Here is a 17,552-nt window from a genome sequence, read left to right on the forward strand (position 1 = left end):
TTCTGTACAGAGGTTTACCAGTTGTTTCCTGACATAATCAATACCTGACTTTCTGTTCCGTATCTGATCTCGTTAAGGAAGATTTCTTTTCCTTCATCCAACGGAATCATGGAAATTCCACGGCGTTCGTATTCTGATTCGAGGGTGGAAGAAACCATACCGGCTCCTTTCCACGGGCCCCAGTTGATGGAGATTACTTTTCCTTTCAATCTTTTATTCAAAGCATTAGCGTAATCATCCAAAACACTGTTGGCAGCCGCATAATCGGTCTGGCCTTTATTACCGTATACAGAAGCAATACTTGAGAATAATACAACGAACTGGCAGTCTGTATGAAGCTGTTCTGCTAGTACACGCAACGGTTTTACTTTGGTATCAAACACACGTCCGAATGAAGAAGTTGTCTTTTGCTTGAATAATTTATCTTCTAAAAGACCTGCTCCGTGAATCACTCCATCCAAACGGTTGTATTGTTCATAAATACTGCTGATCAGATTGCTTAAGCCTTCTTCGTCACAAAGATCTAATGATTGATAAACAATTGTGTTTCCAAGTGCCTCCATATCGCGGATCGTGCGCAGAATCTGGTTATTTTTGTAAACTCTGATGGTTTCTTTTTCTATTTCGGCAGGGGAAGTGAATGCTCCGGATTTGATAAGATAACTTCTTATTTCTTCCTTGGTTTTCATTGTTTCCAATTCTTTTACCATGTTTCCGTTTCTCGGATCTGCTGATCTTCCAACCAGAATATAAGTGCACGGATAGGTCTGAGACATGTGTTTCACCAATTCCGCAGTAATTCCCTGTGCTCCTCCAAGTACCAGCACCACTGATTTCTGATCTAACTGAATATGAGCTTCATTTAAGCTTGTAGACAATGGTGAAGGGATAATATTGACCTTATGTCTTTTTTCGTTTTTATAAATAACCTCAGCCGGTTTATCGTTGATCAGTATTTCCTTTAGCGTAATTTCAGCGATCTGATCCATTTCCTGTGGTGTATTCAGGCTGATCAGTCTGCAGGTTGTATTTTCAAATTCCCTTGCTAAACTTTTGAAAAGTCCGGGATATCCCTGGTGATGGCGTAAAACACTTACATCAGTGATTTCCTGAAGATGGGCAGGAATATCAGAGATCAGATATACCCATTTTACTTTGTCAAAATCAAGTTTTTTAATTAAATCAACATGATCAATAATGCTTGGCTTATCAACGGCTGAGAATAGGTCCAGCATGATTAATCCATCAACATTTGAAAGATCTTTTTCTGTATCTACCAATTCTACGATAGCTCCATGTTTTTCCAGTTCATTTTTGATTGCAGAAGTTTGTTTGCTGTCATCCTGAGTGATGGCAAAACGTTTTCCCTGAAGGGTTTCCGTATTTTGTACTGAGGAAGCATCGGTAGGTGTAATGTCAAAACGAAGACGTGATAATACATTATTGGCAGCTTCAGGAGTGATTTCTTCCTTTATTTCTTTTTTTACTTCATGGGTATCACCGTTCATTTCACTGATCCAGCCAGCCAGTCCGCGAAGGGTCTTAATGGCCGCCAGTTTTTCCATTACATCATCAGCCTGCTCAAGATTTTCACCAAAACCGATCTTATTTTTAAGATCTGCAATGATCTCCATACGTTTGATGGAATCGATACTAAGGTCTGCTTCCAGATCCAGATCAAGTCCTAGCATCTCTTTCGGATAGCCTGTTTTTTCACTTACGATATTGAGAATAGCATTTTGAAGGTCTTCCAGGGATAAAGCAGATTTTGCCTGTGGTTCTGAAGTATTTTCAACTGCGGTTCCGTTTTTTTCAGGAGTTGTTGATGTATCTGCTCCGGAGAATTCAGTAAGCCATGAAACTAATCCGCTCAGGGTTTTGACTCCTGCCAATTGTTCCATCACCATATCTTCATTGGTACTGCCGTTACCTAATGTTCCCAATTCATTACGAAGGGTTCCTATGATTTCCACTCTTTTAATGGAATCGATGCTCAGATCAGCTTCAAGATCCATTTCCATGCCCAGCATTTCCTTCGGATAGCCTGTTTTATCGCTTACTACCTGCAATAATAATGCTTTGATATCTCTTGTAGGAGCTGATTTTACGGCAACCGCAGAGGCTGCCACCGCAACCGCTCTTTCCTGATGAACAGGCTGCACAGGAATCATACGTTCAGGAGCAGGAGCAGGCATTGGGCTATTATAAACAGGCATCGGATTCGCCTGAGGATTCTGTCCCATAAAGGAGAGCATCACATCACGCTGTGCCTGTATCATTAATTTCATGCTGTTTAAATATTCCTGCAGCATACGTTCAGCTGTAGATAAGCTTTCCGGAGCAGGGTTTTGTGTAGTATTATTAGTAGTAAAATTGTTCATGGGAATAGGATTTATAATAGGGAGTGCACCATTAGCAGGCAGTGAACCTGTTGTCGGATGTGCAGCTTGTCCGTTCACCCGCCAAATGGCAGGATTTTTCTTATACAGTTCAGGCTGATTGATATCGATAAGCTGAACGCTGCGGCCATCAAAAAGTTTCTCAATATTGAAGTTTCGGCCTGTTCCTAAATATTGGGCCAACATGCAAAGCAAATGGGTAAATTTATTACGGCTGCTGTCTTCAACATATAAGGTCAGCTGATCTTTTTCAAGACATGATTTGGTTAATCCGGTAAGTACTTTTCCAGGTCCTACCTCGATAAAGATTCTTGCACCGTCGTTATACATCGCCTGAAGCTGCTCTACGAATCTTACAGGCTGTACCAGATGTTCAGTCAGTCTTTCTTTGATGTCTGAAGGATCTGCCGGATATACTTCTGCTGTGGTATTGGACCATACAGGGATCTGCATTTCCTGAAAAGGAATGTCTTTTAATACCTCAGCATATAAATCTTTTGATTTTGCCAGTAAGGGGCTGTGGAATGCACAAGCCACTTCAAGTTTCTTAGCAGAAATACCTTCCTGTTTAAGGGCTTCCAATAGTTTATGGATAGCTTCTGTAGTTCCTGCAATGACACATTGATTAGGAGCATTGAAGTTAACCGGATAACACCCTTCCGCTTTAGCCAGGATGGGTTGTAAACGTTCATGGGTAGCACTTGCTGCGAGCATTGAACCCGGATCTCCGCCTTCTACTGAATTTAAAATAGACTGAGCTCTCTGAATACTTAAGTCAACCAATTGATCTTCTCCAAATACTCCTGAAAAACATAGTGCAGGCAATTCACCATAGCTGTGACCAGCCAGCATATCCGGAATGATCCCTAATGACTCTAAGAATTTTGCCAATGCCAGATCAACAATTCCTAAAAGCGGCTGTGCCAGGCGGGTATCTTTAATGGTTTCTTTCTGTTGTTTTAAATCTGCTTCATTGAATGTTGCAGAAGGGAAAACTACTTTTTCAAGTTCAGGATATTCATCAATAAGCCTACGCATTGCCGGGAACACTACGAACAGATCACGGGCCATATTAATTCTCTGGCTTCCCTGTCCGGGGAATGTAAAGGCTACTTTACCTTCTTTTTTATTAACGGTGAAGGTATCTTTGGTTTCGATTCCTAATAATACCAATTCAAGCTTCATCATCAGATCTTCAGCAGTGTCTGCAACGATACTGAACTGAATTGGTTTTTCTGAACTGATGCTTAAACTATATGCAATATCTTTTAACGGAATACCGTCATTGACTTCCAGTAAGGCTTTGATATGACCTGACTGTCCTTTGGCTTCTTCATAAGTATCCCCACGGAATACAAATAGTTCTGAAGGCCACGACTGCATGGCAATGGAATCATCCTGTTTCGGATGGTTGGCAATGACCGTGTGGAAATTGGTTCCTCCAAATCCAAAGGCACTGATTCCCGCATAACGGTTCTTTTCAGTCCATAATCCCGTTTCTGCATGGAAAGAGAATGGACTGGTTTCCGGATTGTAATAAGTATTAGGCTTCTGAAGGTGAAGTGTTGGTGGTTTTACCCCGTGATAAACTGCAAGAGAAGCTTTAATTAAACCTGCTAATCCGGCAGCACACTTCGTATGCCCTATCTGTGTTTTTACTGATCCTAAATGAGTCTGTCCCGGCAAAGCTCCTGAATAACTGAACAGGTTGGTTAAAGCGCTAAGCTCTGTTTTGTCCCCCACTACGGTTCCTGTTCCGTGAGCTTCTATCAATCCAACCGCTGCCGGACTAATACCAGCCTGGGCATACGCACGTTCTAAAGCACGCACCTGCCCTACCTTTCGCGGAGCTGTAAGCCCCAGTGCTTTTCCGTCACTGGATCCGCCTACTCCTTTGATTACGGAATAGATACGGTCACCGTCACGTAATGCATCTTCATATCTTTTTAAAACGAGGATTGCAACGCCTTCTCCCAAGGCAATACCGTCAGCCTCACCGTCAAATGTTGCACATCTTCCTTTTCTGGAAAGTGCATGGGTACTGGAAAACATCAGGTAATCGTTAATCCCGTTGTGTAAGTCTGCGCCTCCGGCAAGCACCATATCAGATTTTCCTAATACAAGCTCCTGACATGCCAGATCAATAGCTGCCAGAGAGGATGCACAGGCTGCATCTACGGTAAAGTTTCTTCCGCCAAGATCCAGACGGTTGGTAATACGGCCTGCAATTACATTGGCCAGAATACCCGGGAAAGAATCTTCTGTGGTATGCGGGAAAGCTTCTTTCACTTCTTCATGAAGTTCACCGAAAACCTGTTTATAATAGCCTCTGAAACTATAACTGTTGGCAAGGTCATTACCTCCTTCAGCCCCAATAATTACAGAAATATTTTCTCTGTTGATGTGTTTTTCTCCATAACCGGCATCCTCCATTGCCCGTTTGGCAACCAATAAGGTCAGCAATTGTGTTGGTTCAATAGCAGCAAGAGACTGTGGCGGAATTCCGAATGCCAGCGGATCGAAATCTATTTTAGGGATAAATCCTCCCCATTTGGAATGGGACACGTCCGGTCCGTCTGAATCCGGATGGTAATAAAGATCTTTATTCCATCTTTCATCCGGGACTTCTGTTACGCTGTCTTTTCCAAGAATGATGTTACGCCAGTACTCCTGAAGGTTTTTAGCTCCCGGGAAGATACATTCCATCCCAACAACGGCAATATCCAGTGGTTTTTCACCTGATACCGGAAGTTCCGGAAGTTCAGCGTTTCTGATATATTCATAGTTGTTGATGCTTACGTCGTGGTGAAGGCTGTCAAGAGTGATCACACGGTTATGCATGGTAGCTACCTGTCCGATCATGTACATTCCCAGGTCAAGCTGATCATTTTTAGGAATATTCACCAACTGATCTCCCTGGCGCTCTACCCCTTTCGCTGCAATTCTCAGACGGCCTACATTTAATTTTTCAAGCTGTTCCCAAACTTCTTTTTTATCAGCTCCGGCAGCCAGCAATTTTGCTTTTTCTGCATTGAAGTGATGAGCAAAAGCAGTATTCAGGCAGCGTGTTTCATGTCCCGGTGCTGTTTCAAGCAGAACGGTATCTTTTGCCTGCATAGCCTGCAATTGGAATTCTTCTTGGATAGCCCCTGTAAGGACAGCTTCCTTCGTGTAGAGATAAGCTGTTCCCATCAATACACCTACTTTTACACCTCTTGCTGCCAATGGAGCTGCCATCACAGAAACGAATGCTGTTGAAAAGGCATTATGGATTCCCCCTGCAAAAAATACACTGATTTTTTCAGGGTGTTCTTCTTTTAAGATCCTTTCGATCTGTTTTTCCCAAAGTACCATGCTTGAAAGCGGGCCTACGTGACCACCACATTCCCTTCCTTCAAATATGAAGTTAGTGGCTCCTTCTTTCAGGAAAATATCCAGTAATGCAGGAGATGGGACGTGAAGAAATGCTGTAATTCCGGCTTTTTCAAATACTTTGGCCTGAGCGGGTCTTCCTCCGGCAATGAGAACCACAGGTGGTTTGGCCTCCAATATATAAGATGTCTGCTCTTCACGGAGTTCCTGAGGTGCAAATCCTAAGATCCCTACTCCCCATGTTTTTTCCCCGGCCAGTCTTTTGGTTTCCATTACCAGAGATTTCGCAGCTTGTCCTTTCAGTAAAGACAACGCAACAAAAGGCAACGCTCCTGCTTCTGCTACAGCATCGGCAAATAAAGGAACATCGCTTACACGGGTCATTGGTCCCTGAGCAATAGGATAACGCAGGTTAAACTGCTTTGCCATCGCATTGTTTTCATCAATTACCTGAAGGGCTTTTGCCTGTTTCAGATGTCCGTACATTGCTTCTTTGAATCCGAAGACCAGTTTTTTAAGACTTTTAAAATCTTCATACAGATCTATGGCTAAGGAAATATCCTGCCCCATTGGGATATAGTTACTGTTAAGATCAAAACCGTTAAAATATTCCGTAAGTTCTTCAGCTGTGATATTTTCCGGTAACACGGGTGAATTAGGCCTTACCAGTACACGATGATTGGCTATAATCCTGGTTTCTGTTCCGTTCAATTTTGAGCAGAGATCTTTGATATCCTGCGGAACATTGGTTTCCTGAAACAGAGCCAGCTGACTGTCCAGCACCACTCCTGTTGCTCCAAGAGCTTTTACTGCTGCTGCCGTATGAATTCCTATCCCTCCCTGTACCCAAACAGGAATAGTAGTAATCTCTTTAATTACGCGCTGAAACAGCACAAATGTTGACTCATAGCCCACAAGCCCGGCAGCTTCGTTTCCTTTAACAATAATTCCTGTTGCCCCTAATTCTTCTGCTTTTCTGGCTTCTTCGAGACTGCTTACCTGGCAGATAACCGGTAAATCTGTAGCTACATTTAACGAAGCACCACATGGCAGAATGGCAAATTTTACTTTTTCAGGAATCTGAAGGGATAAAAACCGATCGTCAACAAGACAAATACCATAAGAAGGCATATCGGTGTGATCCAGTGCTTCCTGAGCAGCAGCCAGTTCATATCCTAAGTTTAGAACGGGAAACGCACCCGCCTGATGCAATTTAGGCAAAAGATTGACATCGGGTTTTTCAAAGGGTGTTAATCCAATAATGGTTAAGTTTTTCATGCATCTATAGTATTGAAGTAATAAATTGGAAATTCCATATCATAAGCCCACTTTTTATTGGTGAAAAAAGCAGAAAATTATGACGGAATAAAAATAGATAAATTATATTATATTTTCAATCATAAATGAAATTTGATAATAATTTTTTAATAATAAATTATTATTCAGTCAAATAAAATTAAAATAAAACAATTTATATTATTAATCCTCGAAACAATAGGGCACAATCCTAGTATTATAATTATAAACAATTATAATTAAATAATATTAGGCAAATATAGAAATAAAAAACAAAATATTTCAATAATAAGTGATTACTTTTTTCAATATTACAAAAATGTAATATATTCAAAAGAGGAGTTAAAATGAGCCAAAATTCATTAGTCAATTCAGGATGAAACAGATACGAATTCCCAGTTTATTTAAAAAAAATTCAAAATACAGTGGGAAATTATCTTTCTATTTTTGAAAATTTAACATGATGGAAAATGGGCTAAAGAATGGAAGTTATGATTGCATCGTAATTTCAGGTTGTTATCATAGACTTTCAGAATAAATTTGAGATCAAGTAGGATTTTATGACTGCTGATTCTGTTCTTAGCTTTATGCTTTTCTGATGGTATTGATATCACTTTTTGTAACGCAAAGTCTTGGCTTCTTTGCACATATTTTAGGGAGCAAAGCGTAGAATCAACTCCGTTGATCCGATGAAGCGATGGATTAGCCTTCGGCTGGTTTTTGATTCTTAAATAGTTGATCATTGTTCAAAAAACTACTGAAAATCTTTGATTTTCTGGCGCCTTAAAAGCAGCATAATGCTTTAATTTCTTTGCGCCCTTTAGCGTTAAACCAACAATACATTAAAAAAATATGCGTTATCTGCCACATCTGCGAGACAAAAGATCCTACAAAGACCCGTGTAATCCGAGGTATCTATGGGAAATTCTTAATATCAAAAAATATATTAAAATATACTCAGGTTATACTGCTTTACCAGATCCAAAATCATATGATATCCTGCCAACGAGTTTCCATGCTGATCTAATGAAGGGCTGAATACTCCTATTCCCATTTTTCCAGGTACACTTACGGTAATTCCGCCTCCTACACCAGATTTACTTGGAAGTCCAACCGTGCGGGCATATTCTCCACTGAACTCATACATTCCGGCAATCAGCATCTGTGATTCTATTAATTTGGCAGTTTCTGCGTTTTTGTAGGTGGAATCTCCATCAAAACGGGTACACTGATTCGCAAAGAAATATCCGATCTTGGCCAGGTCTTCTGCGGTCAGTTCAATGGAACACTGTTTGAAATAGTTATCTAACTGGTCTTCATCTCCTGAGATCAGTCCGTTATTTTTCATCAGATAAAACATTCCCCGGTTACGATGGCCGGTAGATTTTTCCGATTCATAAACGGATTTACTGTAATCAATTGACGTGTTTTTCGTAATGTAACGTACCATATCCAATACTTTAAGGAATGGCTTTTCTCCTTCTCCGGAAATCAGTGAAACAGTAAGGATAGCTCCTGCGTTCATCATCGGATTAAGCGGTTTTCCGGTTGTTTCCAGATTGGAAAAATGATTGAAGGGCTTATCGGATCCGAAATAGCCCATTTTATTAAAGACATCAGCCTCTCCTCTTTCATTTACCGCAATCATGAGGGCAATAATCTTGGAAATGCTCTGCATGGTAAATTTCTTGTGAACATCGCCTACGTTCAGCACTTTCCCATTTTTATCCACTACTGAAAAGGCAATTGCCTTAGCATCCATTTTTCCCAGCTCAGGAATATAATCGGCTACTTTACCCTGTGTATAATACGTTCTGTTCTTTTCCAAAATACTGCTTAATACTTTTTCTGAAACTACCGGAACGTCTACCGTTTTCTGGGCATAAGCCATTGTGTTAAAAGACAGAAAAGCCGCTATAAAGATTCCTTTTGCTGAAAACAGAATGCTATTTTTTTTCATGTAGAATATTTTCAATTATCTATTGGGATAAGTCCCGGAAGCAAAGATAAAATATTTTGTCTTGTGGAGGTTATTCTTTGAGAAATACATTCTGTTCAGTATTTATACCCAAAGCTTCAATTACTGATTTATACTCTACAACAGGTGTTTTCATCTTTGTTACTTTGTCATGCTCAGGTATTTTCATATCTGTGTGAGACCACAAAAACAAATAACACATGATCACAGAAAACTACGACGTTATCGTCATCGGAGGAGGAGCAATAGGCCTGGCCACGGCTTATCATCTGGGTAAAAGAAAGGCAAAAGCCCTAGTTCTGGAGCAGTTTACTTTTATGAATCAATTGGGAAGTTCAGCCGGAGTTTCCCGCCAGTTCCGAATCCCCTATCCGGATGAATATATGGTGCAAATGGCTCTGGAATCACAACCGTATTGGGATGAACTGCAGAAAGAAACGTCTACACAGCTTCTTGATAAGGTAGGTACCCTTTGGTTTGGAGATCCTGAGGTACATTCCACTGAAGGAAATATTGCTGAAGCTGAAGCGTCTTTAAAAGCATTAAAAGTCCCTTACACAACTCTTACCGCAAAAGAAATTGAGCAAAAATACCACTTCAGAAACCTTCCGGAGAATTATACCGGACTATTTCAACCGGATGGAGCCAGCATCAATTTTAAAGCAACTCTTGAAACGCTTTTGAATCTGTGCACAAAAGAAGAAACGGTTCATCTGGAGGAGAACTCGCCTGTTCTTCAAATTAATCCCAAAGGCGAACTCTTTGAGATTACTACACCTCACGGAATTTATATTACCAAAAAACTGGCCATTATTCCTGGTCCGTACATCAACAGTGTGATTAATTTACTGGATTTTAAAATAGAAGCGACTTACTGGAATATGTCTTCTGCTTATTTTAAAAAGACAGATCCTGAGATACAGTACCCGACCTGGTTTGTCTTCCAGAATTCTATAGAAAAAAACGGCAATCAGTTTTATGGCTTCCCTTCTGTTGACTGGGATCATCCGGAATACATCCGGGTAGCACCGGATTTTGTCATCAACCCCTTAGAGGAACCTAATGACAGGACTTTAATTCCCAATCCGCAGGAACTGGCCTATACTTCTGAATGGATACAGACCCATATGACAGGGCTAAGTACACAACCGGAATACACTTCCACATGCCTTATTGCTTTAAGTACGATTCCTGATAAGGAACTGCTGATAGATTTTGCCCCTCCTTATGTTTCCAATTATAAAAACATCGTGGTATATGCTACCGGGTGGGCTGCAAAATTCACCCCTTTTTTAGGAAAAATCATGTCTGATCTTGCCTTAGACGGAAAAACAGATTTTAATATTAAACCTTTCCGCTTAGGACGCAAATATTTTCAAGCCATTTAAAAAACCATACAACCATGAATAAAAACACGCCATTGAATTCAGGAATGCATCCTGATCTAAAAATAGAAGTCGCTGTTATCGGAGCCGGAACTTCCGGACTGTATACAGCTTATCGTCTGGTAACTGATCAAAGATTTAAAGCCAGTGAAGTACAGATCTTCGATATGAGCAATAAGCTGGGCGGAAGACTGGAATCTGTCATTATGCCCGGGATGAATTTCTGGGGCGAATTGGGCGGGATGCGCTACCTGACTTCCCAGGAAATAGTAACAACACTCATTGAAGGCTACCCTCTCACAGAAAGCGATCTGAACAAACGAACTCCTGTCCTGAAAGATAAAATGACACCCATCCCTTTTCCAATGGGCGATCCTTCAAAGCTGTTGATGTATCTTCGTAAAGAACGTTTCAAACAGGATGCATGGACGGTTGCACAGAGAGAAAATAAAAAGCTGGCGACCCGGTATTATCTGAATGATGACGACGACGGATTCAGCTCAGACCAGCTGTTCAATAAAATTATCTATGATGTTTTAATGGCTGATTCATGGGTTGCCAAGACCTATAGAAGCAAAATCATCAAAGGAGCTTCAATTTATGATTATTCTTTTGAACTGACCAGTAAAGACTGGGATGATATAAAACCAAAATTAATGTACAATTTTCCCGGTTCTCCTTACAATAACCGCAAGGTAAATGATATTGGTTTCTGGAATCTGATCAAAGACCAGGTATCACAGGAAGGATATGAGTTTCTGGCCAATGCGGGTGGATACTATTCAAATACCATCAACTGGAATTCTGCGGAAGCATTTCCTTATATGGTTGGAGATTTTTCGGCAGGAACTATTTACAAAACCATTGAAGAAGGATATGACAGCATTGCCTACGCAGTCGCCAATTCTTATATGGAAAATAAAGAGGCCTGCATCTGGTCTGAAAATAAACTGCTGACGTTCACCAAAGAGCATCCTTTAACTCATACGCATAAATACCTGCTGACGTTTCTGAACCTGCAAACCAACAAAGAATGGAACGTTTATGCCAACAGAATTGTCCTTGCCATGCCTAGAAAGTCTCTGGAGCTTATGGATCAGAACAATTTCTTTTTTAATGGTGATGAAAGTTCAGCTCTGAATAAAAATATCCGCTCTATCATTATGGAACCGGCCTTCAAAATCTTAATGGGCTTTGAACATCCATGGTGGAAAAAACTGAAAATTGATTCGGGACATTCGATTAGTGATCTGCCTATGAGGCAATGCTATTATTTCGGAACGGATCATGAAACGGATAATTCTATGCTACTGGGAAGCTACGGCGATATGGAAACTGAAACCTTCTGGAAAGCTCTTACCGATGATAAGGTTCTTTTTAAAGTAAAAGCAACCCAATCAGCTTCTCTGAAAGAACTGCATCAATTGGATGATGTTCAGGCTACTCAATTGATGGTCAATGAACTGATGAACCAGCTTCGGGAACTGCATGGGCCGGATTTGACTATACCGGAGCCTTATGTAACCTATTTTAAAGACTGGACTGATGATCCTTTTGGCGCAGGATACCATGCATGGAAAGCAGGATTCTCTGTAAAAGATGTTATGCCTTATATGAGAAATCCAATTACGGATGAACAGATTCACATTTGTGGAGAAGCTTATTCTGACCAGCAGGGATGGGTGGAAGGAGCTTTCTGTGAAGCGGAAAAAATGCTGCAGGAACATTTCGGACTGGACAGGCCGTACTGGCTGAGCCCTGATTATTATCTGGGATGGTAAACACAAATACATTATATTCAGTAAAGCTCCGGAGCATTCCGGAGTTTTATTGTATTGCTCACAATGCTTATTTTAGAATGAGATTTTACAAAAAGATTTTTCATCCTGACAGGCTGTTGTCATAAATCCTTCTTACATTTACATAATCAACAGAGACAAAATAACAGGGAATTACCATGCAAAAAGTAAAGGAAAGACTTACGGTTTATGTCAATACAAAAACGGAATGGCGCCAATGGCTTCAGGAAAATCATCAGACGGAACAATCCATATGGCTTGTCTGCAACACCAAAAAATCGAGCTTACCTACCATAAGCTGGAGCGAACTGGTTGATGAAGCTCTTTGCTTTGGCTGGATCGACAGTACCAGAAAAACGATTGACGAATCCTCTTTTGTACAATTGTTCAGCAAGCGTAAACCCAACAGTACCTGGTCAAAAATCAACAAGGAAAAAATCCAGAGACTGATTGACAACCAAATGATGACTGAAGCCGGCTATGAAACGATTAAAACAGCAAAACAAAACGGCTCATGGACCATTTTAGACTGCGTAGAAGATCTAACTATTCCTAAAGACCTGGATGAAGCATTTAAAAACTATTCAGGTTCAGAAGATTATTTTTTAAGCCTTAGCAAATCCATGAAAAAAATGCTGCTACAATGGATTGTTCTTGCCAAACGGCCGGAAACCCGAAAGAAACGTGTTGATGAAATCGCAGAACTCGCAGCCCAGGGAAAGAAACCAAAACAATTTTGATTGACATCCACAATAAAATATGAAAGGCTGGAAGATGGAAGAAGGAGACTGGAAGTTACTTTTAGTTATAGACATTGAAAGCCATCATAAAATCAAATTATCTTAAAACAGATCAGTACTTATTCTTAATGACCTTCATAACCTTCCTCTTCCCTCTCCCGGCTTCAAACCTATATCAACCCTGAACCGAGGTTTATCAATAAAATAAATTCATCCTATTTATCTTCTTGTCTATTCCTTATTTTTGCAAAGAATTAAACGACGTAACAGTTTACTTTAAATATGGACGATATATTTTCTAAAAGCGATCAAATCGGAGTAGTTTCCACTTTTTCTGAACTTGTTAACACCCATTTTCAGGGAAGTATGAATGCCATCTGCTGGCACAGGAATTTAGCCGGAGATTTTAAGGAAATTGTATCTAAGCTTCAGCTAAAAGATAATATTACAGAAGTTTCCACCGAAGACCTTTTGGCATTGCAGCTCTCAGAAGAAGGCCATACTGCCAGAGAAATTATCTTACATGACTTACAGCAGTTAACAGATTTCGGAGCGTCCCCTACCCTTAATTTACTAAAATGTTACGAACGGGATGAGGAGTTCGATTTCATTTCAACAGATGTCTATTCCTATCATGTAGATCGATCACCCATCGGAACGAATACCTTTTTATGTACCTATCATGGTACGGCAAGTGATATTTTGCCTAATGATCAGGCAGAACAAAAGATTCTTATTCCGGAAATCAGGGAAAAGCTTAAAGAACTCCACGACGGTCCGGAAGCTGAGTTTGAGACTTTCATGAAAGACTGTTTCTTTGATCTGCATTACCAGCCGAAGCCCAATGCAGAGCCTGTTAATTTAGGGCTGGGGCATCTTTGGCGTCTGGCGGTAGATCATCCTGAGCAGGAAGTCCTGCCTTGTGTGCACAGAGCGCCTGTTGAAAATAAAGGGGAATACCGGCTGCTTTTAATCTGTTAGGGGTTTTATTGTTGATGCAACCTGAATTTCATTTAATACTTATTGAAAAAAATTAATCAAATAATAATTCTGACAGTATATTCCTTTATTTTTATTAGGTATTGGCTTATTAATTGATGCTGTTAATTTCATTGAATTCCCGATGGCTAATGACTAGATCGATTATAACTTTAATTTTATTTTTATGTGGTTTTTTCTTTTTAAATGCGCAGGAGAAAAAAGATTCGCTTTATTATAAAATAGAGGAATTTTCGGATAAAAGAAAAGTCACCAAATTCATTCACCGTTTCATATTCCGCAGGGAGGCAGATTCATCCTCTGTTAAATCCAGAACCGAAAAACTCCTGCAGGAGACCTATAACAAAAGATACATCAGAAATGTCCGTATTGAAACTATTGACCCTTTTGGATATGGCTCTCAAAACCATAAAGAAAAATTAAAATGGTACGACTGGGTAGCAGACAAACTTCATTCCGCTACAAAAGCATCTACTGTTAATAATTATCTTCTTTTTAAGAAAGGGGAAGAATATAATGCCCAGAAACTCTATGAATCCGAACGTTTGCTGAGAACAATGCCTTTTATAAACAGGGTTAACATCAGTGTTTCCGACAGTACTTCCGGCAAAGATTCTATTGATGTTGTTGTAAAAATTCTCGATTCCTGGAGTCTGAAACCGAGCCTAAGCTATTCTGGAAGTAAGATTGGCCTGGGAATTAGAGAGGAAAATGTATTGGGTTTAGGTCACACGCTTGATTTTCTTTACAGAAACGATTCCAAAGAAAAACAAAATTATCTTTTGGGAAGTTACACCACTTATAATCTTTTTGGAACTTACATTAATGCCCAAATTCTGGGTGAACGGGATTTTCTCAAGAATGAAAGAATCAATTTCAATATGAGGAGAGATTTTTTTTCACCCCTCACAAAATGGGCAGGTGGCTTTACTTTTGAATATTTTATGCGAAATGTTTCACTTCCTACAGAAACCGATACTACTTTTCCGGAAGGTCAGATCAAGGTATACAGTCAGGATTTATGGGGCGGTTATCAGATACCGGTTTCCTCTGATCCGGGTGAAAAAGTAGCCAGCAATATTGCTATTATAGGAAGATTCCAGAATTATCAGTATAAAGACAGTCCGGAAATAGATCAGTATAGATATTTCAGCTCTTATAACAGTTTTTTGATGTCCGTTGGGCTTATTAGCAGAAAATTTTCCGTGCAGAAGAATATTTTTCAATATGACCTTCCGGAGGATATTGCTTATGGGAAATCGGTGAGTTTTATTGCAGGCGGTTTATCAAGAAACAGGGAGGTAAAGCCGTATGTGGGAGTTTCCGCATCTTACGGTAATTTTACAAAACTGGGGTATTTTACTCTGAAAGCTCAGTTTGGAAGATTCCTTAATGAGGACAGCCAAAACCGTGAATCTTTCCGTTTAGACGGGACTTATTTCACCCATCTTCAGGACTGGAAATTTGCCAAAGTAAGACATTTTTTTTCTCCTACTTTAGCATTAGGAAATCCTCAACATAATTATTCTTATAAAGACAGAATCAATCTTTCCTCTTCCGATGAGTTTCCTGTCTACAATCCGGATTATATAGGAACTAAAAAAATGGTTTTAAGATATCAGCTTCAGATGTTTATTAATAAAACCTGGAAGAATTTCCATTTCAGTCCTTATTTAACGATGGCAGCCGGCTGGCTGGGAATGCCTGATGAAAAACTTCTGAAAACCCGTACCAATACAAAAATAGGAGTTGGTGTTTTAATTAATAATCCGTTTTTGGTCTTCAACAGAATCCAGATCTCTTTCACCTATTATCCTCATGTGCCGTTTGATGATCATTCAGTTTCTGATTTTAACAGCAACCGGAATAATCTTCTGCCTATGAACAGTTTTGCCACGGAAGTTCCTCATTTTGTTAATTTCGGAAATTGACGGTTAGGGTTTAAATCACAAACAGCTCCCACAAGTGGAAGCTGTTGATCATCAATATATTTATTATTTATTTCTTTATTAATTTGAAACTTTGAGTTTCGTTGTTTACCTGTACAAGATAAACACCAGCCGGCAAGTCAGAGATATTAATTGCTGAGCCATTATCAAAATCTGAGATAGATTTCACTAATGCCCCATTTGTATTATACACCTTGATTTGATTCAATTTTTTCTGATGTTTGATAAATACTTTATCTTTTGCAGGGTTGGGATATAAGCTAATTTTGCTTTCATTGGTTTTTATTTCATTAACCGCAAGAAACTCAGAACAGCTTACCTGAGTAGGGAAATTTTTATCTGCCGTTACTCCATCACTGTTACCCAATTGAAACAGATTATCTGCCCCCCAGGCCCACACAGTAGTATCTTCTTTAACAGCTCCAAAATGATAACCACCAACACGCAGTGCTAATGTTTTCCAGTTGGTATCCGTTCCTACCTGTTGAGGTGCCAGATTAAAGGTGTCACCAGCAGTTCCTCCGGTAATCCCATTATGATTAACTCCAAATGCATAAATCCCATTATCACTTTTCATAATCGCTGAAGCATCCCATGAAGTAGCGATCTGCTTATAGTCAGAAGCAGCTTCAATAGCCTGTGGTGTATAGAAAAACTGTGAACCTGCACCTGCTATTCCTAGTCTTCCATTAGCACTGGATCCCCATCCGAACAATTTCCCTGTTGTTTTAAGACCTAAGACATGATAAACCCCGCAAGAAACATCTTTCCAGTTGTTATCAGTTCCTATCTGCGCAAAATTAACAGCTGCTCCGGAAGTTACTCCGGTACCTGTCTGCCCTTGTACATTGGCACCAGCTGACCAAAGTGTTCCATCTGTTTTAATTCCGAATGAGTTATAGTATCCTGCTGAAGCTTTGTCCCAATTCGTAGCAAGTGAGGTTTCCTGTTGCCAAACATTATAATATCCGAGGGTTGTTCCTGCACCAAGATTTCCCCATTCATTATAACCTGTTCCCCACATCGTACCATCTGTTTTTACAATCATGGTATGGTGATACCCCGCAGAAAAAGATTTAACATTTTCAGAGATCATGACAGGGGAATACTGTGCTGTATTATTGCCGATTCCTAAATTGCCATATTGATTGTCTCCCCATCCGTAAAGCTTGTTATCAGATTTTTTTGCTAAAACAAACCAACGTCCTACAGAGATATCTGTCCAATCATTAGCCGTTCCTATTTGTGTAGGAACCTTCACAATAGTTGCTGCACCAGAACCATTTCCAAGAATACCATTAATATTCTGTCCCCACATCCAAAGTGTTCCATCTTCTTTTAAAGCAACACTAAAGGTTTCTCCCTGTGAGAATTTTTTCCATCCAGTTAAAGAGCACTGGGCATTCATAACACTTAAGCCGAACAAAAACGCAATAAGACTGAGTACTGCGGTTTTCTGCCTGTTTCCGAAAAATACAATTTGTGACATAATTTTTTTTAATTTACCTGACGAATTTATTTCAATTCAATAGGTGCATCCAAAGTATATATGCGCAAAATTCAGAAATCAGCCTATATCAATTAACAATCCGAATAATCATAACCAACTAATTAACAGCATTTAACAAGATTATT

The 17,552-nt window shown here is 39.8% G+C and carries 8 protein-coding genes; 5 read left to right on the forward strand and 3 right to left on the reverse strand.

The features are described 5' to 3' along the window. Positions 1-14 precede the first annotated feature (14 nt). Complete coding sequence (locus FW768_RS07285) at positions 15-7,049, reverse strand: type I polyketide synthase (protein WP_153394138.1); 7,035 nt, start codon at positions 7,047-7,049, stop codon at positions 15-17. A 964-nt stretch (positions 7,050-8,013) separates the two neighbouring features. Then, complete coding sequence (gene glsA / locus FW768_RS07290) at positions 8,014-9,027, reverse strand: glutaminase A (protein ID WP_153394140.1); 1,014 nt, start codon at positions 9,025-9,027, stop codon at positions 8,014-8,016. Positions 9,028-9,245: 218 nt separating this feature from the next. Here glsA and FW768_RS07295 point away from each other — a divergent pair, with 218 nt between their 5' ends. The 5 genes from FW768_RS07295 to FW768_RS07315 all read left to right on the forward strand — a co-directional run bounded on the left by FW768_RS07295 (position 9,246) and on the right by FW768_RS07315 (position 15,899). After that, a complete protein-coding gene (locus FW768_RS07295) occupies positions 9,246-10,433 on the forward strand; it encodes an FAD-dependent oxidoreductase (RefSeq protein WP_153394142.1) in 1,188 nt (395 codons plus the stop codon). Between the two features lie 14 nt (positions 10,434-10,447). Then, a complete protein-coding gene (locus FW768_RS07300) occupies positions 10,448-12,211 on the forward strand; it encodes a flavin monoamine oxidase family protein (RefSeq protein ID WP_153394144.1) in 1,764 nt (587 codons plus the stop codon). Positions 12,212-12,387: 176 nt separating this feature from the next. Next, positions 12,388-12,969, forward strand: a complete 582-nt coding sequence (locus FW768_RS07305; RefSeq protein ID WP_153394146.1) for a YdeI/OmpD-associated family protein — start codon at positions 12,388-12,390, stop codon at positions 12,967-12,969. A gap of 282 nt (positions 12,970-13,251) precedes the next feature. After that, the gene (locus FW768_RS07310) at positions 13,252-13,950 is read left to right on the forward strand and encodes a DUF1826 domain-containing protein (RefSeq protein ID WP_153394148.1); all 699 of its coding nucleotides are present in this window, start codon (positions 13,252-13,254) and stop codon (positions 13,948-13,950) included. A gap of 149 nt (positions 13,951-14,099) precedes the next feature. Next, the gene (locus FW768_RS07315; protein ID WP_153394150.1) at positions 14,100-15,899 is read left to right on the forward strand and encodes a BamA/TamA family outer membrane protein; all 1,800 of its coding nucleotides are present in this window, start codon (positions 14,100-14,102) and stop codon (positions 15,897-15,899) included. 67 nt (positions 15,900-15,966) lie between these two features. Here FW768_RS07315 and FW768_RS07320 read toward each other — a convergent pair whose 3' ends face one another. Beyond that, a complete protein-coding gene (locus tag FW768_RS07320; protein WP_153394151.1) occupies positions 15,967-17,406 on the reverse strand; it encodes a T9SS type A sorting domain-containing protein in 1,440 nt (479 codons plus the stop codon). Positions 17,407-17,552: the final 146 nt, after the last annotated feature.

Origin of the sequence: Chryseobacterium vaccae (genome assembly GCF_009602705.1) — a bacterium.
Classification (GTDB): domain Bacteria; phylum Bacteroidota; class Bacteroidia; order Flavobacteriales; family Weeksellaceae; genus Chryseobacterium; species Chryseobacterium vaccae.